18 protein-coding genes are annotated in these 24,037 nt (G+C 63.2%); 7 read left to right on the top strand and 11 right to left on the bottom strand.

The features are described from left to right. Positions 1-138: 138 nt before the first annotated feature. Positions 139-1,416, bottom strand: a complete 1,278-nt coding sequence (gene hemA / locus ACWTU9_RS00475; RefSeq protein WP_455857112.1) for a 5-aminolevulinate synthase — start codon at positions 1,414-1,416, stop codon at positions 139-141. A 278-nt stretch (positions 1,417-1,694) separates the two neighbouring features. Here hemA and galE point away from each other — a divergent pair, with 278 nt between their 5' ends. The 3 genes from galE (at position 1,695) to ACWTU9_RS00460 (ending at position 5,875) form a co-directional block, all read left to right on the top strand. Continuing rightward, positions 1,695-2,690, top strand: coding sequence for a UDP-glucose 4-epimerase GalE (gene galE / locus ACWTU9_RS00470; protein ID WP_455856628.1), 996 nt, complete (start codon positions 1,695-1,697; stop codon positions 2,688-2,690). Between the two features lie 105 nt (positions 2,691-2,795). Continuing rightward, the gene (locus ACWTU9_RS00465; RefSeq protein WP_455856627.1) at positions 2,796-4,046 is read left to right on the top strand and encodes a D-amino acid dehydrogenase; all 1,251 of its coding nucleotides are present in this window, start codon (positions 2,796-2,798) and stop codon (positions 4,044-4,046) included. 2 nt (positions 4,047-4,048) lie between these two features. Further along, positions 4,049-5,875: an alanine racemase gene (locus tag ACWTU9_RS00460; protein ID WP_455856626.1), complete on the top strand. Its 1,827-nt coding sequence runs from the start codon at positions 4,049-4,051 to the stop codon at positions 5,873-5,875. Here ACWTU9_RS00460 and ACWTU9_RS00455 read toward each other — a convergent pair whose 3' ends face one another. From ACWTU9_RS00455 to ACWTU9_RS00425, 7 genes are all read right to left on the bottom strand, one after another. Continuing rightward, positions 5,876-7,252 (bottom strand): FGGY-family carbohydrate kinase, encoded by a 1,377-nt coding sequence (locus ACWTU9_RS00455; RefSeq protein ID WP_455856625.1) that lies wholly within the window; start codon positions 7,250-7,252, stop codon positions 5,876-5,878. It lies immediately after the preceding gene. Further along, complete coding sequence (rhaM, locus tag ACWTU9_RS00450) at positions 7,249-7,566, bottom strand: L-rhamnose mutarotase (RefSeq protein ID WP_455856624.1); 318 nt, start codon at positions 7,564-7,566, stop codon at positions 7,249-7,251. Before rhaM ends, ACWTU9_RS00455 begins: the two co-directional genes overlap by 4 nt. Then, positions 7,566-8,561, bottom strand: coding sequence for an ABC transporter permease (locus ACWTU9_RS00445; RefSeq protein WP_455856623.1), 996 nt, complete (start codon positions 8,559-8,561; stop codon positions 7,566-7,568). Before ACWTU9_RS00445 ends, rhaM begins: the two co-directional genes overlap by 1 nt. After that, positions 8,558-9,535, bottom strand: coding sequence for an ABC transporter permease (locus ACWTU9_RS00440; protein WP_455856622.1), 978 nt, complete (start codon positions 9,533-9,535; stop codon positions 8,558-8,560). Before ACWTU9_RS00440 ends, ACWTU9_RS00445 begins: the two co-directional genes overlap by 4 nt. Continuing rightward, positions 9,532-11,073, bottom strand: coding sequence for a sugar ABC transporter ATP-binding protein (locus ACWTU9_RS00435; RefSeq protein WP_455856621.1), 1,542 nt, complete (start codon positions 11,071-11,073; stop codon positions 9,532-9,534). The genes ACWTU9_RS00440 and ACWTU9_RS00435 overlap by 4 nt, the downstream gene beginning before the upstream one ends. Before the next feature lie 84 nt (positions 11,074-11,157). After that, positions 11,158-12,153: a rhamnose ABC transporter substrate-binding protein gene (gene rhaS, locus ACWTU9_RS00430; RefSeq protein ID WP_454578380.1), complete on the bottom strand. Its 996-nt coding sequence runs from the start codon at positions 12,151-12,153 to the stop codon at positions 11,158-11,160. Positions 12,154-12,210: 57 nt separating this feature from the next. Next, positions 12,211-13,014 (bottom strand): DeoR/GlpR family DNA-binding transcription regulator, encoded by an 804-nt coding sequence (locus ACWTU9_RS00425; RefSeq protein WP_455856620.1) that lies wholly within the window; start codon positions 13,012-13,014, stop codon positions 12,211-12,213. A 185-nt stretch (positions 13,015-13,199) separates the two neighbouring features. Between ACWTU9_RS00425 and ACWTU9_RS00420 the strand changes: the two genes are divergently transcribed. The 3 genes from ACWTU9_RS00420 to ggt all read left to right on the top strand — a co-directional run bounded on the left by ACWTU9_RS00420 (position 13,200) and on the right by ggt (position 18,522). Continuing rightward, entirely contained in the window at positions 13,200-15,302 is a 2,103-nt protein-coding gene (locus ACWTU9_RS00420; RefSeq protein ID WP_455856619.1) for a bifunctional rhamnulose-1-phosphate aldolase/short-chain dehydrogenase, read from the top strand. Between the two features lie 89 nt (positions 15,303-15,391). Continuing rightward, positions 15,392-16,684: an L-rhamnose catabolism isomerase gene (rhaI, locus tag ACWTU9_RS00415; RefSeq protein WP_455856618.1), complete on the top strand. Its 1,293-nt coding sequence runs from the start codon at positions 15,392-15,394 to the stop codon at positions 16,682-16,684. A 98-nt stretch (positions 16,685-16,782) separates the two neighbouring features. After that, positions 16,783-18,522 (top strand): gamma-glutamyltransferase, encoded by a 1,740-nt coding sequence (gene ggt / locus ACWTU9_RS00410; protein WP_455856617.1) that lies wholly within the window; start codon positions 16,783-16,785, stop codon positions 18,520-18,522. A 149-nt stretch (positions 18,523-18,671) separates the two neighbouring features. On the opposite strand, the gene ACWTU9_RS00405 is transcribed toward ggt, so the two are convergent. The 3 genes from ACWTU9_RS00405 to ACWTU9_RS00395 form a co-directional block, all read right to left on the bottom strand. After that, positions 18,672-19,016 (bottom strand): hypothetical protein, encoded by a 345-nt coding sequence (locus ACWTU9_RS00405; RefSeq protein ID WP_455856616.1) that lies wholly within the window; start codon positions 19,014-19,016, stop codon positions 18,672-18,674. Between the two features lie 170 nt (positions 19,017-19,186). Further along, entirely contained in the window at positions 19,187-20,536 is a 1,350-nt protein-coding gene (locus ACWTU9_RS00400; RefSeq protein ID WP_455856615.1) for a sigma-54-dependent transcriptional regulator, read from the bottom strand. Continuing rightward, positions 20,533-22,407: a sensor histidine kinase gene (locus ACWTU9_RS00395; RefSeq protein WP_455856614.1), complete on the bottom strand. Its 1,875-nt coding sequence runs from the start codon at positions 22,405-22,407 to the stop codon at positions 20,533-20,535. The genes ACWTU9_RS00400 and ACWTU9_RS00395 overlap by 4 nt, the downstream gene beginning before the upstream one ends. Before the next feature lie 224 nt (positions 22,408-22,631). On the opposite strand from ACWTU9_RS00395, the gene ACWTU9_RS00390 reads away from it, so the two are divergent. Further along, positions 22,632-23,966: a dicarboxylate/amino acid:cation symporter gene (locus ACWTU9_RS00390; protein ID WP_455856613.1), complete on the top strand. Its 1,335-nt coding sequence runs from the start codon at positions 22,632-22,634 to the stop codon at positions 23,964-23,966. Positions 23,967-24,037 lie beyond the last annotated feature (71 nt).

Here is a 24,037-nt window from a genome sequence, read left to right as displayed (position 1 = left end):
TCTGAAGCCGGATTGTCGTTCCGACGAGTCAGCTGACGTGGGTTTCGAGACCCGGAGCGCAGCGGACATTTGGGTCCGTGAGCACTGGAAGCGAAGAAACCTGCGTCAGTTGGCCGTCGGAGCGACTTTCAAACGGCTTCAGCCGCCGGACTTCGGCACCAGCAGGGGCACAATCCGGTCGCTCTTGGCGACAGTGGGCCGTCCGGCGGAGCCGTAGGGGATGCCGAGCGCATCCCATGTCTCGACCAGCGCGTCCTGCAGTCCCGCAATTAGCGCATCGGTATGGAACGGCGTCGGCGTAATGCGCAGCCGCTCGGTGCCGCGCGGCACGGTCGGGTAGTTGATCGGCTGGATGTAGATGCCGTGCACGCCGAGCAGGCGGTCGCTGGCCATCTTGCAGAGTTCGGGGTCACCGACCAGCACCGGCACGATATGCGTCGGCGACTCCATCACCGGCAGGCCGGCGGCGCTGAGGACCTCCTTGGTCCGCGACGCCTGGCGCTGCTGCGCATCGCGTTCGGCCTGCGAACGCTTCAGATGCCGAATGGAGGTGGTGGCGGCGGCGGCAATGGCCGGCGGCAGCGCCGTGGTGAAGATGAAGCCCGGCGCGTAGGAGCGAACGGCATCGATGATGGCGCTGTTGCCGGCGATATAGCCGCCGAGCGTGCCGAACGCCTTGGCGAGCGTGCCTTCGATGATGTCGATGCGGTCGGCCAGGCCTTCGCGCTCGGTGATGCCGCCGCCGCGCGGTCCGTACATGCCGACGGCGTGGACCTCGTCGACATAGGTCATGGCATTGTAGCGTTCTGCCAGTTCGACGATCTCTCTGATCGGCGCAATGTCGCCGTCCATCGAATAGACGCTCTCGAAGACGATCAGCTTGGCGCGTTCGCGACCCGCCGCCTGCAAAAGGCTTTCGAGATGCGCGACGTCATTGTGGCGGAAGATCTTCTTTTCGGCGCCCGAGCGCCGCACGCCCTCGATCATCGAAGCGTGGTTCAACTCGTCCGAGATGATCAGGCAGTTGGGCAAAAGCCGCGCAATGGTCGAGATCGAGGCTTCGTTGGAGACGAAGCCGGAGGTGAAGACCAGGGCCGCTTCCTTGTCGTGCAGATCGGCCAGTTCCACTTCGAGCTCGACCAGCGGGTTCGAGGTGCCCGAAATGTTGCGGGTGCCGCCGGCGCCCGAGCCCATCTTGCCGGCCGCGTTCTGCAACGCGGCGATGACATCCGGGTTCTGGCCCATGCCGAGATAGTCGTTGGAACACCAGACGGTGATTTCCTCGGCGCGGCCGTTGGAACGCCAGATGGCGCGCGGAAACTTGCCGACAATGCGCTCGAGATCGGCGAAAACGCGGTAGCGCCGCTCGGCATGGAGCTGGTCGATCGCTTCCTCGAAGAACCGCTGATAGTTCATGTCGCCTTCCCAGTTTTGTGCGGGATCATAATCATTGGCCCATTCGTCGTCCACCGGGCCCTGTTTGGTCAAAATGCCACGCCCCGCGCCTGTTCCTAACGATACCGGATCGTGGCTTATTCCCTTGATGTGCATCAACTTTGTTTCACTACGATGCCATGGGCCGCTGAGACTGTTACGGACTTAACACACTGGCCTTGTATAGCCCCGCGGCGGTCTTTCCAGTAAAGCGGCATTTGAGACAGTTTCCGATAAATCTTGAATAGCGAGGATACGGAATGACGGTTTTGGTGACAGGCGGCGCCGGCTATATCGGCAGCCACATGGTCTGGGAACTGCTGGATGCCGGCGAGAGCGTCGTCGTTCTCGACCGGCTTTCCACCGGCTTCGAATGGGCGGTGGCGCCGGAAGCGAAGCTGGTCGTCGGCGATGTTGCCGACAAGGAATTGGTCGGCCAGATCATCAGGGACAATCATATCGACGCGATCATCCATTTCGCCGGTTCGATCGTGGTTCCCGAATCGGTTACCGATCCGCTCGCCTATTACGAGAACAACACCTCGAAGACCCGCACGCTGATCGAGACCGCCATACGAGAGGGCGTGCCCAATTTCATCTTCTCGTCCACCGCCGCCGTCTATGGCGGCGCCGGGCTGGAGCCGGTGCGCGAGGATGCCCGCCTGGCGCCTGAATCGCCCTACGGCCTGTCCAAGCTGATGAGCGAATGGATGCTGCGCGATGCGGCGCTGGCACATCCCTTGCGCTACACGGCGCTGCGCTATTTCAACGTCGCCGGCGCCGATCCCAGGGGCCGCACCGGCCAGTCGACGCCGGGCGCCACCCATCTGATCAAGGTCGCCTGCGAGACCGCGCTCGGCAAGCGCCCCTTCATGCAGGTGTTCGGCACCGACTATCCGACGCCGGACGGCACCTGCATGCGCGACTACATCCATGTCAGCGACCTGGCCGCGGCGCATCGCCTTGCGCTGGAGCGGCTGCGTGCCGGCGGCACCAGCCTCGTCGCCAATTGCGGCTACAGCCACGGTTATTCCGTGCTCGAAGTCATCGACAGCGTGCGCCGCGCCTTCGGCCGGGATTTTGAGGTCAAGATGGGCGACCGCCGTCTCGGCGACGCCGCCGCCATCGTCGCCAATTCCGACCTTGCGCGCGCCGAACTCGGCTGGACCCCGCAGCGCGACGATCTCGACCAGATCGTCGCCGACGCACTCGCCTGGGAGGGCATTCTGACCAGCAAGAACTCCGCCCGGGGCTGAGCCTAGCGTCCCCAAGGGCTCGCAAGGCGAGCGGCGAAGCGCTATTGAAGGCATTCGCTGATGCGGCGTGGAGGCGCTGCGCCGCATATAGCTTTGGGGGGTGGCATGAGGATAACGGTGCTCGGGGCCGGCGTTGTCGGGACGGCCGCCGCCTATTATCTGGCCGCCGATGGCCACGAGGTCACCGTGGTCGAGCGCCATCCGGCGCCGGCACGCGGCACCAGCCAGTCCAATGCCGGCCTGGTATCGCCGGGCGACGCCACCGCCTGGGCTTCGCCGGCGGCGCTGAAGACTTTCCTGCGCGCACTTTGGAACCATGATCTCGGCATCAAGGTCAGGCTGCGCTTCGACCCCTATTTCCTCGCCTGGAGCCTGCGCTTCCTGCGCCAGTGCACGGTGGCCCGCCTGCGCGCCAACAGCCGGGTCAAATTGCGCCTGGCGCTCTATTCGCGCGACTGCATCAATGCCATCTCGGCCGACACAGGCATCCACTATGACGAGCGCAAGAAGGGCATCCTCTATTTCTTCCGCTCGCAGCACAGTCTCGACACCGGCACGGACAACTATCGCTATCTCGCCGAACACGGCCTACCGATCGAGATCGTCGGCCGCGACCGGCTGATCGAACTGGAGCCGGGCCTCGCCGGGGTGAAGGAGAAGATCGCCGGCGGCGTCTATTCGCCGATCGACCAGACCGGCGATTCCCGGCAGTTCGTCGAAAAGCTCGCCGCCTATGCCGCCGAGAAGCTCGGCGTCAAGTTTCTCTACGGCGCAACGGTCGAAGGCCTCGACATCGAAGGCAACCGAGTGCGCGCTGTGATGACCTCGGCCGGTCCGGTGACTGGTGATGCCGTGGTGATCTCGATGGGGCCGGAAAGCGGCCTGCTCGGCCGCCGCTACGGTATCGATCTGCCGGTCTATCCGGTTAAAGGCTATACAGCGACCATCCCGCTGGAGGACGCGAGCAAAGGCCCGACCATGGGCGGCGCTGACGAGGACCAGCTGATCGCCTATTCGAGGCTCGGCAACCGTTTGCGGTTGGCCTCGACCGCCGAATTCACCGGCTTCGACCGCTCCCACAAGCCGAGCGACTTCGACGCCATGTTCAGAGCCGGCAAGGACCTGTTCCCCGGCGCCTTCGACGAGAAGAAGGCTGAACTCTGGGCAGGCTTGCGACCGATGATGCCGAACTCGGTACCGGTCATCGGCCAGGCGCGCTACGACAATCTCTATCTCAACACCGGCCATGGTCATGTCGGCTGGACCATGGCTTGCGGCTCCGGCAATTTCCTGGCCGACCTCGTTGCCGGCCGCAAGCCGGAGATCGACCCGGAAGGTCTGGTCTACGGAGGCTAGGTATGTCGGGACCGCAAGTCGCCATCGATCTTGGCCGCATCGAGCGCAATGCGCGCACCATCGTCGAACGCTGTGCGTTGTCGGGCATCAAGGTGTTCGGCGTCACCAAGGGCACATGCGGCATGCCGCAAGTGGCGCGCGCCATGCTGCGCGGCGGTGTTGCAGGCATCGCCGAATCGCGTTTCGAAAACATCCGCCGGCTGCGCGACAGCGGCATCAGCGCGCCGATCATGCTTTTGCGCAGCCCGCCCATGGCGCGCGTCGAGGAAGTGGTGCGCACCGTCGACATCAGCCTGCAGTCGGAGCTGACCACGATCCGTGAGATATCGCGGATCGCCGAGCGCATGGGCCGCGTCCACGACATCATGCTGATGATCGATCTCGGCGATCTCAGGGAAGGTATCTGGCCAAGCGATCTGATCCCGACCGTCGAGCAGATCCTGGAATTTAGAGGTGTGCGCATCGCCGGCATCGGCACGAATCTCGGCTGTTTCGGCGCCATCATGCCGACGCCGGAAAATCTCGGTCAGCTCGTCGCCCATGCCTACAAGACCGAGCGCCTGTCCGGCAAAAGCCTCGACTTCATTTCCGGCGGCGCCTCGTCGTCGCTGACGCTGCTGCTCGAAGGCAAGCTGCCCCCCGGCATCAACAATCTCAGGGTCGGCGAGGCGATACTGCAGGGCGGCATCGAGACCTTCCGCGACGTGCCGTGGCCGGAACTCGAACCCGATGCCTGCCGCCTGACCAGCGATATCATCGAGGTCAAGCTCAAGCCGTCGCGGCCCATTGGTGAATCCGGTTACGACGCTTTCGGCAACCAGCCTGTTTTCCCGGATGAAGGCGACCGGCTGCGTGCCATCGCCAATATCGGCCGCGAGGACGTGCTGGTCGAAGGGCTGACGCCGATCGCCAAGGGGATAAGGGTTCTCGGCGCCTCCAGCGATCATCTGCTGCTCGACGTGCAGGATGCCGATCCACGGCCCGCCGTCGGCGACCGCGTCGCCTTCCGCATGAACTACGGCGCCATGCTTTTGGCGATGACTTCGGAATATGTCGAAAAGGCCCCGATGCACGACGTCGCCGACTTTTCCGGCCGCAACATGGTGTCCATTTCGGCCGAACCGGCCGCCGCCGGCATTCTCGCCCGCGAGGGAACCGGCGCGCGGCTGGAAGCGATGAATTTCGATGTTGTCGAACTCGCCGATATCGAGCGGCCGCCATCAGGCCTGATCCGGCTCGCTGCCGGCGCCGACCGCCGCGTCGCCCACAAGGCGCTGACCGCAACGGCACGCGCGACGCATTCCTTCGGCCTGATCTGGATCGATTCCATCGCCGCTTTGATGCCCGAGGACGAAGACGGGCGCGAATTGCCGGAAGGCTCGGTACTGGCGCGCATACTCGGTCTCGACCACAAGGCCGGCGCGCTGCAGCCGCAGCTGTCGCCGGAAAATGTCGTCATCATCGGCCTGCGCCATGCCGATCCTGCCGAAGCGCGGGTGCTGAAGGATTCGCGTGTCTCCGCCTTCACCATGACCGACATCGACGCCATGGGCATGCGCGACCTGATGCATGAGGCGATCCGCATCGCTTCGTCAGGCACGCAAGGCTTTCACGTCAGCTATTCGCCGACGGCCACCGAATTCGCCGGCTGGGCGGCCGGCTCCGGCGGACTGACGGTGCGCGAAACGCATCAGGCGATGGAGGCGATAGCGCTGTCCGGCGGGCTGTTGTCGATGGATGTCTCAGGACTGACCGCCGATCTGGAACCCAGGATCGCCACGGATGCCGTCAGCTTTGTCATGTCGGCCTTCGGCAAGCGGATCCTGTGATCAGCTCCGCGCTTCGACCGCCCTACGCCACGCACTGACATAGCCGGCCCAGATCGGGTCGGTTTGTGGTTCTATCCTCTCGCCCTTGCCGTGCACCGGCCTCTCATCAGACGCCAGCAGCGCCGCGCCGATGCTGGTGCCGGTGGCGGCCTCAGAGACGATGACGGTACGTGCCGTAGCAGCCGCCAGCATGCCGACGAAGAGGCGGTTGCGGGCGAAGGGTCCTTCCACAGTGGTCGGGCCGTCGGCGCCGATCAGATCGAGACACGTCGCCGTCATCAGCGCCAGATAGAACGAGATGGCGGCGAAGCGCTCTCCCTTGCCCATCCCTTCAGCGTCGAGCCATGCCGCTTCATGGTGCGGGAAGGGTCCCGATCCCTGCTGGGTCGAAGGCAAAAGCAGCATCTTCTTGGTCAGCACCGCCAGCACGTCGCTGCCGCTGCAGTCCAGCGGCTTGTCGCCCGTCAGCAGCGAGAATTCGCGGCCACCCATAAAGCGCGCGGAGGGTACGGGATCGCCGAGCGCGCTGACATTGACCAGCGTGTCGCGCGCTGCGTCGAGCGCGATCTCCGTGCCCCCGACCACCATCGACACCACCCAGGTGCCGGTCGAGACGACCGAGAAGGGCGGCGCGTCGGACAGGAGATGCGGCAGCAGCGAGGCGTTGGAATCGTGCAGGCCGCAGAACACAGGCGTCTGCGGACCAAGCCCGGTTCGCGCGGCAAGCGCCGGCAGGATCGGACCGAGCCGGTCCCTGGCAGACCGCACCGGTGCCATCAGGCTGCGCCATTTCAGGCTGTCGACCATCGACGAAAAATCGGCTGTCCACGGGTCCCACAGATCGGTGTGGCAGCCGAGCGAGGTCACCTCATTGGCGGCGACGCCGGTCAGGCGCAGCGCCCAGTATTGTGGATACATCAGCATCCCGGCGGCCTTGGCGAATTCGGCTGGAAAACACTTTTGCTGCCAGAAGAACTGCGCGCCGAGATTGAGGCCGAGCGGCAGGCGCGGCGTGCCGGTTTCGGTGAAGGGCGGACGGATCGCATCATAGTCCGCCGCCAGCCTGTCGGGTCCGTCGAATTCATAGTCGAGCACCGGCAGCACCAGTTCACCAGAAGCGTCGACCAACACACCTGTTGCGCCATGGGTGGTGATCGAAACAGCGTCGATGCGCTGTTCGCGGTTGAGGCTGGCAAGGCTGTTCAGGATGAAAGTCCACAGCGCCTCGACATCGTGATGCGGGTAGGGCGCCTGCCGCACCGGTGCATTGGCCATGCGGCGCAGCGCCACCTCGCTCAGCGTGACGAGGTCGACCAGCGCCACCTTGGCGTTGGTCTTGCCGATGTCGATGACGGCGATATGGCGCAGCCCACTCATGCCATATGGAACACTGTTTCCAGCTGCACGGCCACCGGCTCATTGTCGGGCTTCGTTTCCATGATGTCGGCCATGTGCGCCCACCAGCCCTGCATCACTGGATGTTTCGGCAGGTCGGCCATGCCATGATCGTCGCGCCGCCACAGCACGCCGAATAGGATATTGGTCTCATCGTCGAGATGGATCGAATAGTCGGAAACGCCGGCCTGTTTCAGCAGCGCCACCAGTGCCGGCCAGATCTCGTCGTGGCGCTTCTGGTACTCGGCCTTCATGCCGGGTTTGAGCTTCATCTTGAAGGCGTATTTCTCAGGCATCAGCTGTTACCACGCAGCCGCCGCCAGACGATCGGCAGTGCAATGACGACGATCAGCAACAGGCCGATGAAGATCGACATGACGATGCCAGGCACGTTGAGCAGGCCGAGGCCGAAGGTCACCAGCCCCATGATGAAGGCGGCGAGCATGACCCCTAAAATGCTGCCGGAGCCGCCCAGAATGCTGACGCCGCCGAGCACCACCATTGTGATGACTTCGAGCTCATAGCCCTGCGCGATGGACGGCCGGGTCGAACCGAGCCGCGAGGTGATCAGCACCGAGGCAATGCCCGCCATCAGCCCGGTCAGACAGAACAGGATGAATTTGATGCGGCCGACGCGCACGCCGGAAAATTGCGCCGCGACCGGATTGTTGCCGATGGCAAAGACGCGCCGGCCGAAGCTCGTGCGATGCAGCAGGAACCAGTAGACGCCGGCCGCGACGAGGAACAGCACCAGCTCGAACGACACCACCCACCAGACGTAACCCTGGCCGAAGAAGGCGAAGCTTTCGGGATAACCCTTGTAGGCCTGGTCGCCGAGGATGATGAAGGCGATGCCGCGAAACAGGCTCATCGTGCCGATGGTGACAACGATGGAGGGCAGACCGAGCCTTGTCACCAGGAGCCCGTTGAAGGCGCCGCAGCCCAAGCCCACGACGATGCCGATCGCCACCAGCGCCGGCGTGCCGGCGCCGGCCTGCACGGCCATGCCCATCAGCGTCGAGGCGAGTGCGATGATTGCCGCAACCGACAGGTCGATCTCGCCCGAAATGATCAGCAGCGCCATGGCGAAGGCGATCAGACCTTTTTCGGTGAAATTGAAGGTCAGGTCCGACAGCGAATAGGCGTCGAGGAAATAGGGTGAGGCCAAACTGTTGATGGCAAAGATCGCGACCGCCACCACGACCAGCAACGCCTCCCACGAAAAGATCGCCGAGGAGAACGGCTTGTCGAGCCGGTCGGGAATGTGGCGTGGAGCAGGGACGTCGCTCATGCCGCCTCCGCTTTCCGCAGGATGATGCGGCCTTGCTGGCGTTCGCCGCGCGCATTGAGCACGACGGCCAGGATGATGGCGCTGCCCGAAATCGCCATCTGCCAGAAGGGCGAGATGTTGATCACCGGCAGCGCGTTGGAAATGATGCCGAGGAACAGCGCGCCGAGCACCGCGCCGCCGACCGAGCCGATGCCGCCGGCGATCGAAATGCCGCCGATGACACAGGCGGCGATGATGTTGAGCTCATAGCCATTGGCGACCTCGACCGAGGCGATGACATAGCGCGAGATCCAGAGGTAGCCGGCGAGGCCACCGATGATGCCGGAAATGCAGAAGACGATGAATTTCGTGCGGCCGACATCGATGCCGGCATAGACCGACGCCGTTGGATTGACGCCGATGGCGTAGATCGAGCGGCCGAGCGCGGTGCGCGTCATCAGGATAAAGAACAGCGCGATGACCAGGATGGCGATCCAGGTCAGAACCGGGATACCAAGGAAAGCTGCACGCTGGAAGCCGATGAACTCCGGGCTCATCTTGTCGGCATTGACCCAGGCGCCACCGGACAGGACGAAGGTGGCGCCGCGATAGATGGTGAGCGTGCCCAGTGTCACCACGATCGAAGGGATGTTCAGCCGCCAGACCAGCAGGCCGTTGATGGCGCCGAGCACCAGCCCGACGGCGAGTGCAATGACGATCAGCAGCGGGATCGGGATCGCCGGATGCGCCGCATTCAGCATCGCCACCACCATGCCGGTGAAGCAGAGATTGGAGGCCATCGACAGGTCGATCGAGCGCGTTAGGATGACCACCATCTGTCCCAGCGCCAGGATCATCAGGATCGACGTGTCGTTGAACACCTGGCCGAGATTGCCGGGATCGGCAAAGCCCGGGAAGCGCGTCGAGATCAGCCCGATCAACACGACGATGGCCGCAGCCAGCCAGATCTCGCGGTACTTCAGAAACGCCTTCATGCCGCGATCCCCGCTGCCGTCCGGACCAGCGTCTCGGCATCAAGGCCCCTATTGTCGTAGACCGCCGCGACAAGGCCTTCGCGCATGACGACGACGCGATCGGACATGCCGAGGATTTCGGGCAGTTCGGACGAAACCATGATCACCGACAGGCCTTGCGCCACCAGCTCGGCCATGAAGCCGTGCACGGCGGCCTTGGAGCCGATGTCGATGCCCTTGGTCGGCTCGTCCAGGATGATCACCTTGGGCGCGGTCGCCAGCCATTTGGCGATGACGATCTTCTGCTGGTTGCCGCCTGACAGCGTTCCGACATCCTGGCTGAGCGAGGACGCCCTGAGGTCCAGACGCTCGGTGTAGGAGCGGGCGAGCGAAAACTCCTCCGCCAGCCGCAGCAGGCCGGATTTCGACGTACGCTTGAGCGAAGGCAGCGAGACATTCTGGAAGATCGGCAGGCCGATCACCACGCCCTGCTTGCCGCGCTCTTCCGGCACGTAGACGATGCCGGCCTCGATCGAATCCGCCGCCGATTTCGGCGCGATCGCCTTGCCTTCCAGCGTGATCGTTCCGCCCGATATGCGGGTGATGCCTGAAATCGCCTGCATCACCTCGCTGCGCCCGGCGCCGACAAGGCCGTAGAAGCCGAGAATCTCGCCCTTATGCAGCTCGAAGCCGATATCGTTGAATTCGGTCGGATGCGACAGGCCCGAGACCGACAGCACCGGCCCGCCGATCTCCGCCTTGCGCTGCGGAAAGATGTGGTCGACGGAGCGGCCGACCATCATGCGCACGATCTGGCTCTGGCCCGCATCCTTGATCAGCCCTTCGCCGACCATCTCGCCGTCGCGAAACACAGTGTAGCGGTCGGCGATCCGGTAGATCTCGTCGAACTTGTGGCTGATGAACAGGATCGCCTTGCCTTCCTCCTTGAGGAATTCGATGAGCAAAAACAGCTCCTCGATTTCCTTCATCGAAAGGGCTGCGGTCGGCTCGTCCATGATGACGATCTGCGCATCGATCGACATGGCGCGGGCCACCGCGACCAGGTGCTTGTTGGCGATGCCGAGGTCCTTCAGTCGCGTATCGGCGTCGATATGGCCGGCATGCATGGTGTCGAGCACTTCGTGCGCATTCTTGCGCATCATGCGCCAGTCGATGGTGCCGAAGCGTGTGCGCGGCGCATGACCGAGAAAGATGTTTTCGGCGACCGTCAAATCGTCGAACAGCACGGTTTCCTGATGGATGGCGGTGACGCCATGGCCGAAGGCGGCATGCGCGCTGGGCAGTGTGATGGCCTGGCCGTCAATGCTGATCGTGCCGGCGTCGGGCTGGTAGATGCCGGTCATGATCTTGACCAGCGTCGACTTGCCGGCACCGTTCTCGCCGATCAGCGCCGTTACCTGGCCGGGGTAGAGCGACAGGCTGACATTGTGCAGCGCGCGTACGCCGGGGAAGCTCTTGGAGACGCCGGACAGCGTCAGGCGCGGGGCAGGAGCCGCGGGCTCCTCCTTCACCGTGCCGTGCTGGGCTGTCGTGTCCATATCTGTATCAAGCCCTGAAACAAGGTCGGTTTAAAGTCGCGGCGGGATTTTGGTCCCGCCGCGCCAGGTCGAAGAACGCCAGGATCAATAGATCTTGGAGAACTTTTCGATGTTGGTCTTGTCGAACTGGAACGGCGGAGCCATCGCAGCCGAGTTCGTATCGTCGAGCGTGACCTTGCCGACACGGCCGATTGACAGCGTGGCGCCCGGCTTCGCCTCTTCCTTCTTCACCGCCAGATCATGGGCGAGGTAGACGGCGGAGTAGCCGAGGTCGATCGGGTTCCACAGCGCGACCGCCTGGCTGGAACCGTTGTCGATGAATTTCTTAAACTCGGACGGCAGCGCGAGACCCGTGACATTGACCTTGCCGATCAGATTCGCGTCGGTAACGACCTGGGCGGCGGCAACGACGCCGACGGTGGTCGGCGCGATGATCGCCTTGAGGTTCGGATAGGACTTCAACAGGCCCTTGGCTTCATCTGTGCTCTTGGCCGAATCGTCATCGCCATAGACGGTGGCGACGAGTTTGATCTTGGGGAACTTCTCCGGCAGGATTTTTTTGGCCGCGTCGATCCAGGCGTTCTGGTTGGTCGCGGTGGACGAAGCCGACAGGATGGCGACTTCGCCGCCTTCCGGCAGATAGTCGGCGGCCAGCTTGATGATGGTCTCGCCGATCAGGCCGGTGTCGGACGGGTTGAGATGCAGCTGGCGGCCTTCCTTGGCGACGCCGGAATCCCACGAGATGACGGTGATGCCGCGCTCCATGGCCTTCTTCAGCACCGGCACCAGCGCGTCGGCGTCATTGGCCGAAATAGCGATGGCGTTGACCTTCTGCGCGATCAGCGAATTGACCACTTCGATCTGCGCTTCGGCGGTCGCCTTGGTCGGGCCGGTGTAGATGATGTCGACATCGCCAAGTTCCTTTGCCGCCTCTTCGGCGCCCTTGTTGGCGGCATCAAAGAAGCCGTTGCCGAGCGACTTCACCACCAGCGCGATCTTGACGTTCTCGGCATAGGCGGCATTCACGAACATGGCGGCCGAGAACGCGGCCGTCACCATCAATTTCTTCAAAAAGCTCATCTGATATTCCTCCCTTGAGCGTTGCATTCCATCGTCGCTGCGGGCGTGAGGTCGGCCTCAGGCCTGCAGCGAAGATTCTTCCTTTGCCGACTTGCGGGCGACGATCAGTGTCACCCCCGCGGCCTCCAGCATGTTGGCTTCCCGATCCTCGATACCGTCATCGGTGATGACGGTGGCGATGCGCTTGAGCCCGCACAGGATCAGGCTCGAGCGCTGGCGGAACTTCGAGGAGTCGACCAGCACCACCAGTTCGTCGGCCTGGTCGATCAGTTTCTGCTCCGCCTGGATCAGCAGCGGATCGCCTTCCATCAGGCCGAGCGGGCCGAGCCCCTGCGCACCCATGAACATGCGGCGCGCATAGAAATTGCGCGTCACGTCATTGTCGAAGGGCGACAGGACGATGTTCTGCTCGCGGTAGATCGTGCCGCCCGACAGCATCACTGTGTTCTTCGAGTGCTTCAGCAGATGCTCGGCGATCGGAAACGAATTGGTGAAGATCGGCATGCGGCGGCCGGTCAGGAAATGCACCATCTGGAAAGTCGTGGTGCCGCCATTGATGATGATCGGTTCGCCGTCCGTGCAGAGCTCGACCGCTTCGCGCCCAATCGCCCGCTTCTGCGAAGCATTAAGCGTTTCGTTGACCGAGAAAGGCCGGCCGGCCAGGCCGATGAATTGCGGCGGCGAGATCGCCTCGGCGCCGCCGCGCACCCGGCGCAGGCGCTTTTGCACGTGAAGAGCCGCGATATCGCGCCGGATCGTCGCCTCGGAGGAGTCCGTCAGGTCGACCATCTCCTGCACCGTCACCACAGGCTTTTCCTGGACGGCGGACAGAATGATCCTGTGGCGCTCTTTTTCGTGCATGGTTCCTCCCTGCATGGTCATGAGGCACTAGAAAACAACCAGTGTCAATCATTTCCGATCATATAATTTCATTGTGCAGTGCAATATGATCGATATTGATCGTTTGTGATTGACAAGCAGCGTGCTTCCGTAGACATTTCCGGCAAAACGGACTGCGCCTTTTTTGCGTCCCAGGGAGGATAATCATGCTCGACAAGCGCTCCGGCTCGCGCCTTGCCAATCTGTGGGACGACGCCAAGGCCAAGGGACTGAGCGAGCCTGAGCTTCTGGTTTATCGCTCGAACACGCTCGGCTCCGACAAGCGTGTCACCAATTATGGCGGCGGCAACACTTCATCGAAAATCTGGGAGAAAGACCCGCTCACTGGCGATGACGTCGAAGTGCTCTGGGTCAAGGGCTCGGGCGGCGACAGCGCCTCGATCAAGCTTGACGGTTTCGCCACCCTCTACATGGACAAGCTCCGCGCGCTGAAGGGCCTCTATCGCGGTGTCGCGCATGAGGACGAGATGGTGGGCTATCTCCCCCACTGCACCTTCAACCTCAATCCGCGCGCGGCCTCGATCGACACGCCGCTGCATGCCTATGTGCCGAAGCCGTTCGTTGACCACATGCATCCCGATGCCATCATCGCCGTCGCTGCCGCGAAGGACTCCAAAGCGCTGACCAAGGAGATCTTCGGCGACGCCATTGGCTGGCTGCCATGGAAGCGGCCTGGCTTCGAACTTGGCCTGTGGCTGGAGAAATTCTGCGTCGAACATCCCGAGGCCAAGGGCGTCATTCTCGAGAGCCACGGGCTGTTCACCTGGGGTGATGCCCCTAAGGAATGCTACGAGACAACGATCTCTGTCATCAATCAGGCGATCGAGTGGTTCGAGCGCCGTTCCGAGGGCCTGGCCATCTTCGGTGGCGAAGTCGTCAAATCGCTCGATGCCACTGAGCGCCGCGCCGTCGCGGCAAAACTGATGCCGAGGATTCGCGGCCTGATTTCGGAAAAGAGCCACAAGCTCGGCCATTTCGACGACCAGCCCGCCGTGCTCGAATTTGTCAACTCCAGGGATTTGCGTCCGCTGGCGGCACTCGGCACCTCATGCCCCGACCATTTCCTGCGCACAAAAATCCGGCCGCTGGTGATCGAGTTCGATCCCGCGAAACCCGATGTCGATGCGGTCATCGCCCGCCTTGCCGATGACATTGCCGAATACCGTGTCGGCTACCAGGCCTATTACGACAGCTGCAAGCACCCTGACTCGCCCGCCATCCGCGATCCCAACGCTGTCGTATATTTGATGCCCGGCGTGGGCATGTTCACCTTTGCCGGCGACAAGGCGACGGCGCGCATCTCAGGCGAATTCTACGTCAACGCCATCAATGTCATGCGCGGCGCTTCGACCGTCTCGTCCTATGTTGGCCTCCCTGCACAGGAAGCCTTCGACATCGAATACTGGCTGCTCGAGGATTTGAAGCTGCAGCGCATGCCGAAGCCGAAATCGCTCGCCGGCCAGATCGCGCTGGTCACCGGCGGCGCCGGCGGCATCGGTCGCGCCACCGCCAACCGGCTGCTGCGCGAAGGCGCCTGCGTGGTGCTGGCCGACATCGATGAGAACGCACTTGCCAGCGCCAATGAGGAACTCGCGAAAGCCTATGGCAAGGACTTCGTCCGGCCGGTTCTGATCAACGTCACCGCTGAGGAGCAGGTCGTCTCCGGCTTTGCCGAAACGGCGGTCGAATTCGGCGGCATTGATATTCTCGTCTCCAACGCAGGTCTCGCCTCCTCGGCGCCAATCGAAGAGACCACGCTGGCGCTGTGGAACAAGAACATGGACATACTGTCGACCGGCTATTTCCTGGTCTCGCGGGAAGCCTTCCGGCTGTTCCGCGCCCAGAAGATCGGCGGCAACGTCGTCTTCGTCGCCTCCAAGAACGGCCTTGCCGCTTCACCCAACGCCGCCGCCTATTGCACCGCCAAGGCGGCCGAGATCCATCTCGCGCGATGCTTGGCGCTGGAAGGCGCGGAGGCGCAGATCAGGGTCAACGTCGTCAATCCGGACGCGGTACTGCGCGGCTCGAAAATCTGGACCGGCGAGTGGAAGGAACAGCGCGCCGCCGCCTACAAGATGTCGACCGACGATCTCGAGGAACACTACCGCTCGCGCTCGATGCTGAAGCGCTCCGTCTTCCCCGAGGATATCGCCGAGGCGATCTATTTCCTGGCCTCCGACATGTCGGCCAAGTCCACCGGCAACATCATCAATGTCGACGCCGGCAACGCGCAGAGCTTTACGCGCTAAGCTTTCCTTCTCCCCGTTCTACGGGGAGAAGGTGCCCGAAGGGCGGATGAGGGGCGGCGCCAGCCGTGCGAGTACCGGGAGGAACAGCAGTGTCCGAATTGATCATATCCGCCGACATCGTCGAAAAGAGTAACGCCGCGCGCAAGCCCGACCTCGCGCGCGACTATGCCTCGCTCGGCGAGCGTCTGGACCGCCGTGGCATCGCCATCGACACCATCCGCGACAAGGTCGAGAAATTCGCCTTGGCCATCCCCTCCTGGGGCGTCGGCACCGGCGGCACGCGCTTTGCTCGCTTTCCTGGCCCCGGCGAGCCGCGCGATATCTTCGACAAGATCGAGGATTGCGCCGTCATCAGCCAGCTGACGCAGGCGACGCCGACCGTCTCCTTGCACATTCCATGGGACAAGGCCGATCCGAACCGGCTGAAGCAGGCGGCCTCGCGCTTCGGCCTCGGCTTCGACGCCATGAACTCCAACACCTTTTCGGATGCGAAAGACCAGGCGCTGTCCTACAAATTCGGCTCGCTGTCGCATGCCGACGCCGGCACGCGCCGCCAAGCGGTCGAGCACAATCTCGAATGCATCGAGATCGGCAAGACGCTGGGCTCCAAGGCCCTGACGGTGTGGATCGGCGACGGCTCGAACTTTCCCGGCCAGGTCAATTTCGCAAAGGCCTTCGAGCGCTATCTCGACGCGATGAAAGAGGTCTATGCCGGGCTGCCTGCCGACTGGAAGCTGTTCACCGAGCACAAGATGTACGAGCCGGCCTTTTATTCCACGGTCGTGCAGGACTGGGGCACCAACTACATGATCGCCAAGCAGCTGGGCGACAAGGCGTTCTGCCTGGTCGACCTCGGTCACCATGCGCCCAACGTCAACATCGAGATGATCGTGTCGCGGCTGATCCAGTTCAAGAAACTCGGCGGCTTCCACTTCAACGATTCCAAATATGGCGACGACGATCTCGATGCCGGCTCGATCGATCCCTACCGGCTTTTCCTGGTCTTCAACGAACTGGTCGATGCAGAACTGTCCGGCGCCGAGGGTTTCGATCCCGCCCACATGCTCGACCAGAGCCACAACGTCACCGACCCGATCGAGAGCCTGATGCTGTCGGCGGTCGAGGTGCAGCGCGCCTATGCGCAGGCGCTGCTGGTCGACCGCAAGGCCCTGGAAGGTTTCCAGGACTTGAATGATGCGCTGATGGCGACGCAGACCCTGAAAGCCGCCTACCGCACCGATGTCGAGCCGATCCTGGCCATGGCAAGGCTGAAAACCGGCGGCGCCATCGATCCCGTCACCGCATACCGCGCGGCGGGCTACCGCGCCAAGGTCGCGGCCGAGCGCCCTGTCGTTGCTGGCGGCAGCGGCGGTATCGTCTGACAGGCAGACATCCTAATTGATCTGGTCCAGCGCCATTGACGGTGGACTTGGCGGCTTTGAGGGTCTTTCCTAGGCGCACCAACGCCAGGAGCACCGCCATGCCCTTGACCCGCCGGACGCTGATTGGTGTTACCCTTTCGCTCGCAATAGCGCTGACGCCATCCGCAGCCGTCTTCGCTGCTTCCCCGCAACCGTCCAAGGGTGAGCACGGAATGGTGGTCACCGCCCAGCATTTCGCGTCGGAAGCCGGCGTCGAGGTGCTGAAGAAGGGCGGCAACGCTGTCGATGCGGCGGTCGCCGTGGGCTATGCGCTCGCGGTCCTCTACCCTAATGCCGGCAATATCGGCGGCGGGGGGTTCATGACCATCCGCTTCAAGGACGGCAAATCGACCTTCCTCGATTTCCGCGAGCGCGCGCCGCTGGCGGCTACCAAGACCATGTATCTCGACAAGGACGGCAAGCCGGTGAAGGGCGCCAGCCTCGATGGCTATCTCGCGGTCGGTGTGCCGGGTTCCGTGGCAGGTTTCGAGATGGCGCGCGAAAAATACGGCACGCTGCCACGCCAGGATTTGATGGCGCCGGCGATTGCCTATGCCAAGGATGGCTTCGTCCTCAACCAGGGCGACGCTGCCACATTCGCAAGCAATGCCGATAGGCTGGCGAAGGACCCTGCCGCGACCGCCATCTTCCTGAAGCCCGACGGCAAGCCCTATGGCGCCGGCGAGCGTCTCCTCCAGCCCGACCTTGCAGCCTCGCTCGCCGCCATTTCCGAAAAGGGCGCGGATGCCTTCTACAAAGGCGCCATCGCCGATGCCATCGTCAAGGCAAGTGGCGCCAAGGGCGGCATTCTCGCCAAGGCCGATTTCGAACAATATGCGGTGCGCGAACTCAAGCCGGTAACCTGCACCTATCGCGGCTACGAGATCACGTCCTCGCCGCCGCCAAGCTCGGGCGGCGTCATCATCTGCGAAATCCTCAATGTGCTTGAACTCTATCCGCTGTCCTATCTCGGTGCCGGTTCGGCCGAAACGGTGCATGTCATGGTCGAGGCAATGCGGCACGCCTATGTCGACCGCAACTCGGCGCTTGGGGATCCCGATTTCGTCGACAATCCCGTCTCGAAACTGCTCGACAAGGGGTACGCCAAGGACATCCGCGACAAGATCGATCCGTTCCGGGCGGGCGTCTCACAGAACCTGATGCCGAAGGGCTTTGGCGAGTCGAAAGAGACGACGCATTACTCGATCATCGACAATGACGGCAACGCGGTCGCCGTCACCTATACGCTGAACGGCTCGTTCGGCGCCGGCGTCGTCGCCGATGGCACCGGCATCCTGCTCAACAACGAGATGGACGATTTCACCCAGAAGCCCGGCGTGCCCAACCTGTACGGCCTAGTCCAGGGCGAGGCGAATGCGATCCAGCCGAAGAAGACGCCGCTCTCGTCGATGAGTCCGACCATCGTCGCCAAGGACGGCAAGCCGTTCATGGTCATCGGCAGCCCCGGCGGTTCGCGCATCATCACCATCACGCTGGAAGCGATCGTCAACGTCATCGACCACGGCATGAACATCCAGGAGGCGATCGACGCACCGCGCATCCACCATCAGTGGCTGCCCGATACGGTCTATGTCGAACCGTTCGGCCTGTCGCCCGACACCGAAAAACTGCTGGCCGGCATGGGCTACCACCTCGATCCCGCTGTTTCGACCTGGGGGCAGGCGGCCGGCATTCTCGTCGGCGGCAAGAGCCTTGCAGAAATCGAGAAGGGCGGCGGCGCCCGCTACAACGGCGCCATCGACAGCCGCGCCGCATCCGGCGAGGCTCTGGGATACTAGAGCGGTTCAGCGTTTCAAGGAATCGCGGACCCGCTCTAACTCTTTGTTTTTACGCAATTCCTCAAGGGAAAGCGTTCGGCGCTTTTCCCGGGAAAACCGTTACACACTTTTCCTGGAATTGCTCTAGATCATGGTCGAACCAAGATCGATCAAAGGACGAGTGTGATGGTCGATCCCACCAGCATCAGTGCCGCGATGCCAACGAACAGCGCGTAGATGCGCGGCCGGTCGAGCAGCAGCGCATTGCCCGATATCCAAGCGGCGGTCGCGCCGCCGAGCGCGAACAGGAAGCCGTTGCGATGACCGAAAGCCATGGAAGCGGCCATCAGCCCGCCAATGATCAGCGCGCCGAAGACGATGATCACGGCGACGGCGTATCTCTCGAAGTCGTTGCCACTACCCATGGCCGGGCCGATCGCGTTCAAATTCGGCAGATCGTCCGGATCGAAGGAATTGGTCGACCCATACTCATCTTGACCGACAGGTTCTCGCATCACTCATTCTCCGCTGACCGGCAACAAATCATCAACATCTGCCGAGCGCAACCGGATCGTGCCTTGCCGAAGGCGGCCGATGCGGTGTTCAACACCTTCTGATGCCGACTTGCCACGGTTTTTTCGGGCCGGCTCCAAATTTAGCGTCTTTTCGAACCCACATGCCTGATTTACCTGGAAAAATCGCTGCGCACGATGCCATGCCGCTGCAGCTTGTCATAGAAGGTTTTGCGCGGAATACCGAGCGCCTCGATGGTGCGCCGGACATCGCCGTCATTGCGGCCAAGTGTCTCGCGGATGACATCGGCTTCATAGCGCTCAAGCCGTTCCGGCAGTGAGCTGGGATCATCCGTTTCCGCCGAGGTGGAAGGCGGCGCGTGGCCCACCTCCTCCAGTCCGAGCACGAAACGTTCGGCGAAATGCGCCAGTTCGCGCACATTGCCCGGCCAGTCATGCTGGCTGAGATAGCGATGCACCGAGGCAGGCACGGCAGGCATTTGACGGCGGAAGCGGGCGGCGGCTCGCTCAGCGAAGTAGAAGAACAGCAGGGCGATGTCGTCGCGACGTTCGCGCAGCGGCGGGATCGAGATCGTCACCACGTTGAGCCGGTAGTAGAGGTCCTCGCGGAAGGCGCCGCGCTGGCCGGGATCGCCGAGATCGACCTTGGCGGCGGCGACGACGCGCAGGTCGACCGGCCGGATCTCATTGGTGCCGAGCGGCGTCACCTCGCGCATTTCCAGCACCCTGAGCATCTGTACCTGGGTTGAAGCGGGCATGCTTTCAATCTCATCGAGGAACAGCGTGCCGCCGCTCGAATGCTCGATGCGGCCAATCCGCTTCTTTTGTGCGCCGGTGAAGGCGCCGGCCTCATGGCCGAACAATTCGCTTTCGATCACCGTGTCCGGCAGCGTGCCGCAATTCAGCGCCACGAAATTGCCCTTGGCGCGCCGGCTCCAGCGATGCAGCAGGCTGGCCACCACCTCCTTGCCGGAGCCGGTCTCACCGGTCACCAGCACATCGACATCGGTGTCGGCGATTTGCCTGAGCGTGCGGCGCAGCCGCTCCATGGCCGGCGTCTGGCCGATCAGCGGCAGCCCGTCCTGCGCCTGCTCGGCGCCCTCGCGCAAGGCCCGGTTCTCCATCACCAGCCGGCGCTTTTCGGCCGCCCGCGCTACACTTTGCGCCAACCGGTCGGCGGCGAAAGGCTTGGTGATGAAGTCGTAGGCGCCATCCTTGATCGCCTTGACCGCAACCGCGATGTCGCCATGCCCGGTGACCAGGATGACCGGAATGTCGCGGTCGAGCTGCAGGACGCGGTCGAACAGCTGCAAGCCGTCGATGCCGGGCATTCTTATATCGGACACCACCACGCCTGGAAAATTGGCGTCGAGCCCGGCCAGCGCCTCGGCGGCCGCCGCAAAGGCAGACACCGAAAAGCCGGCAAGCTCCAGCGTCTGCCGCGTAGCTCGCAGCAATTCGCTGTCGTCATCGATCAGGATGACCGGTGCGGTGTCCATCATGCTGCCCTGGCGAGGTGAACGGTGAAGCGCGTGCCGTCTCTGCCGCTCGCCACCTCGATGCGTCCGCCATAATCGGCGACGATGTCCTGCGAGATGACGAGCCCGAGCCCGAGGCCCTTTTCCTTCGACGTGTTGAACGGCGTGAACAGCGACTTGAGGATGGCGGGCGAAATGCCCGGTCCGTTGTCGGCGACGGCGAGCGCCACGCCGTCGGCCGTTTCCTGCGCCGACACCTGAACTTTGGCACCGTCACGGCCGTCCAGCGCCTCCAGCGCATTCTGGAACAGGTTGATCAGCACCTGCTCCAGCCGCAGCCTGTTGCCCATCACCTTGAGCGTCTGCGGCGGAAGCGTGATATCAAGCGCGTCCAGCCGGCCAGCAAATCGGCTTCGAAGTAGCACCACGGCGCCTTCGATGACACCGCGCAATTCGACCGGTTCGGCTGCTGTGCGACCCTTGCGGGCAAAGACCTTCAATTCCTCGGTAATGCCGCCGATACGCTCCGTCAGCGCGGCAATCGCGCCAAGATTCTCTTCTGCCGAGGCGGTTTGCTTGCGCTCCAGGAACACACGCGCATTGTCGGCATAGGCACGGATCGTCGCCACCGGCTGGTTGATCTCATGCGCGACCCCAGCTGCAACCTGGCCGAGGGTGGCAAGACGGTTGGCCTGCACCAGCTCCTGCTGCATGACCTGCAGCTTGGCCTCGGTGCTGCGGTGATCGGTGATCTCGGCCTGCAGCCGGTCGCGCGCCAGGCTCAAATCATGCGTCCGCTCGACGACCCGGCGTTCCAGCTCGATGCGCGCCGCCTGTTCGGCGGCAATGCGCATCTGCGCCGATTGCCGGCGCCAAAGGAGATAGCCGGCCAGCGCCAGCAGCGGCACCACGACGCCCAGCGCCAGCAACCGCATTTCACGCACCGCAGCCGCGATCGGCGCTTCGGCTGGAACGAGATAGTCGAGACGCCATGGCGTCGATTGGACCAGTGTCGAAAGCCTGAGATATTCGGCATCGCCGCCGCCCGGCGTTATCGCATGCACCATCGACACGTCAGGGCTCAATGCCTCGGGACGGGTGATCGGCAACGGGATCAGTGGCGCGTTGCCGAATTGCTGGCTGTCGCGGATGGCCGCGGCCAGCGGGCCGGCAAGCGGCGCCGTGGTCATGAAGCGCCACGACGGCACGCTGGTGATCAGCACCACGCCGTGGTCGTCGCTGACATAGGTCGGGCGGTTGGCTTCATGCCAGTCGGCTTCGAGCTGGTCGAATTCCATCTTGACGACGACGACGCCGAGCGGTGCTGCCGCATTGCCGACGCGCCGCGAAATGTAAAGGCCTGGGCGCTTGCTGGTATTACCTAGTGCGAAATATTCGGCGGTCCCGGATTGCATGGCGCCGGAGAAATAGGCGCGGAAACCATAGTCGTTGCCGACGAAGCTGGTCGCCTCGCGCCAGTTGCTGGAAGCGATCGCGAACCCGTCGACGCCGGTGACGTAAAGCACAGAAGCCTTGGTGCCTGAGACCAGCCCTTCGAGTTTGCGGTTGAGCACGTCGATCGCGACTGCGCCTTTGTTCTGCAGGGCGTCATGAACCTGCTGGTCCTCGGACAAAAGCAGCGGCAGCGCCCGCGGGCTTTCCAGCACCGCGCGTAGCAGCGCGACCTTGAGATTGGCATCGGTGCGGCCTTGCGCGGCCAGCGTTGCGACCTCGGCGCGGCGCGCATAAAGGCCGGCGCCGGTGAGCGCCGTTGCCACGATCACCAGCGCGATCGCCGCAAGCAGCAGCCAGGCACGGCGCGCGCGTTTGCCGAGTTGCTCGGGCGTCGGCGACAGAACCGCGGCAGGGCGTTGCAGCATCGCCCATTTGTGCATGATTTCGCACAAAGTACAATTCGCTTATGCGGATGTCCGCACTTCCCTTCAGACCATACGGCGTCGGTTCTCAAAAATAGTCAATAAAATCAAAGTGTACGACCTCGCCACGCAGTTTGGCATGGCAGTTGCAATCATCCATTCAGCAGTCGCGAGGCTGCTGGAGGTCAAAACAACTTGCCCCGGGAGGTCGAGCTTTCGATTGGGGCGTCATGGAGGACGTCATGCAGCCAGCATTCGCTGCCGCCGAACCGCGCGGCAAGGTACCCTTTTATCGGCATCTTTATGTCCAGGTCCTGACGGCGATCGCCGCCGGCGTCCTGCTCGGTCATTTCTATCCCGAACTTGGTGCTTCGCTGAAGCCGCTCGGCGATGCCTTCATCAAGCTGGTCAAGATGGTGATCGCGCCGGTCATCTTCCTGACGGTGACGACCGGCATTGCCGGCGTTTCGGATCTGAAAAAGGTCGGCCGCGTCGCCGGCAAGGCGATGATCTATTTTCTCGTCTTCTCGACGCTGGCGCTGATCGTCGGCCTGGTCGTCTCCAATGTCGTCCAGCCGGGCGCCGGCATGCACATCAATGCGGCGACGCTCGATCCCTCGAAAGTCGCGACCTTCACCGAGAAGGCGCATGACACGACCATTGTCGGCTTCCTCCTCAACATCATTCCCGACACCATCACCGGCGCGTTTGCCCAGGGTGACATCCTGCAGGTGCTGTTCTTCTCGGTGCTGTTCGGCATCTCGCTCGCGCTGGTCGGTGACCGTGGCCGTCCGGTCGTCGACTTCCTGCAGGCGCTGACGTCGCCGATCTTCCGCCTCGTCGCCATCCTGATGAAGGCCGCCCCCATCGGCGCGTTCGGCGCCATGGCCTTCACCGTCGGCAAATACGGCATCGGCGCGATCGCCAATCTCGCCTTCCTGATCGGCACCTTCTACCTGACGTCGCTGCTCTTCGTGCTGGTCGTGCTTGGCACTGTTGCATGGTACAACGGCTTCTCGATCCTGGCGCTGATCCGCTACATCAAGGAAGAGCTGCTACTGGTGCTCGGCACCTCGTCTTCGGAAGCCGCTCTTCCTGGCCTGATGGCCAAGATGGAGCGCGCCGGCTGCAACCGTTCGGTGGTCGGCCTGGTCATCCCGACCGGCTATTCCTTCAACCTCGATGGCACCAACATCTACATGACGCTGGCTGCCCTGTTCATCGCTCAGGCGACCGACACGCCGCTCACCTATGGCGATCAGATCCTGCTGCTGGCCGTCGCCATGCTTAGCTCCAAGGGTGCCGCCGGCATCACCGGAGCCGGCTTCATCACGCTGGCGGCGACGCTCTCTGTGGTGCCTACGGTGCCGGTCGCAGGCATGGCGCTGATCCTCGGCGTCGACCGTTTCATGTCGGAATGCCGCGCGCTGACCAACTTCGTCGGCAATGCGGTGGCGACCATTGTCGTGGCACGCTGGGAAGGTGAACTCGACCAGACGAAGTTCACCGCCGCCATGGCCGGCACGTTGTCCGAGGAGGCCGACCTGGCGCTGTCGGGCGATCTTCAGGCGGCCTGACATATATCAGGCATCCTCCCGAGCCTGTGCAGGTCGCGGCGGTTGCCGCGGCCTGTTCATTTACCGTCGCC

This window comes from Mesorhizobium sp. 128a (assembly GCF_053848025.1).
This window is presented reverse-complemented; position numbering and strand designations above follow the sequence as displayed.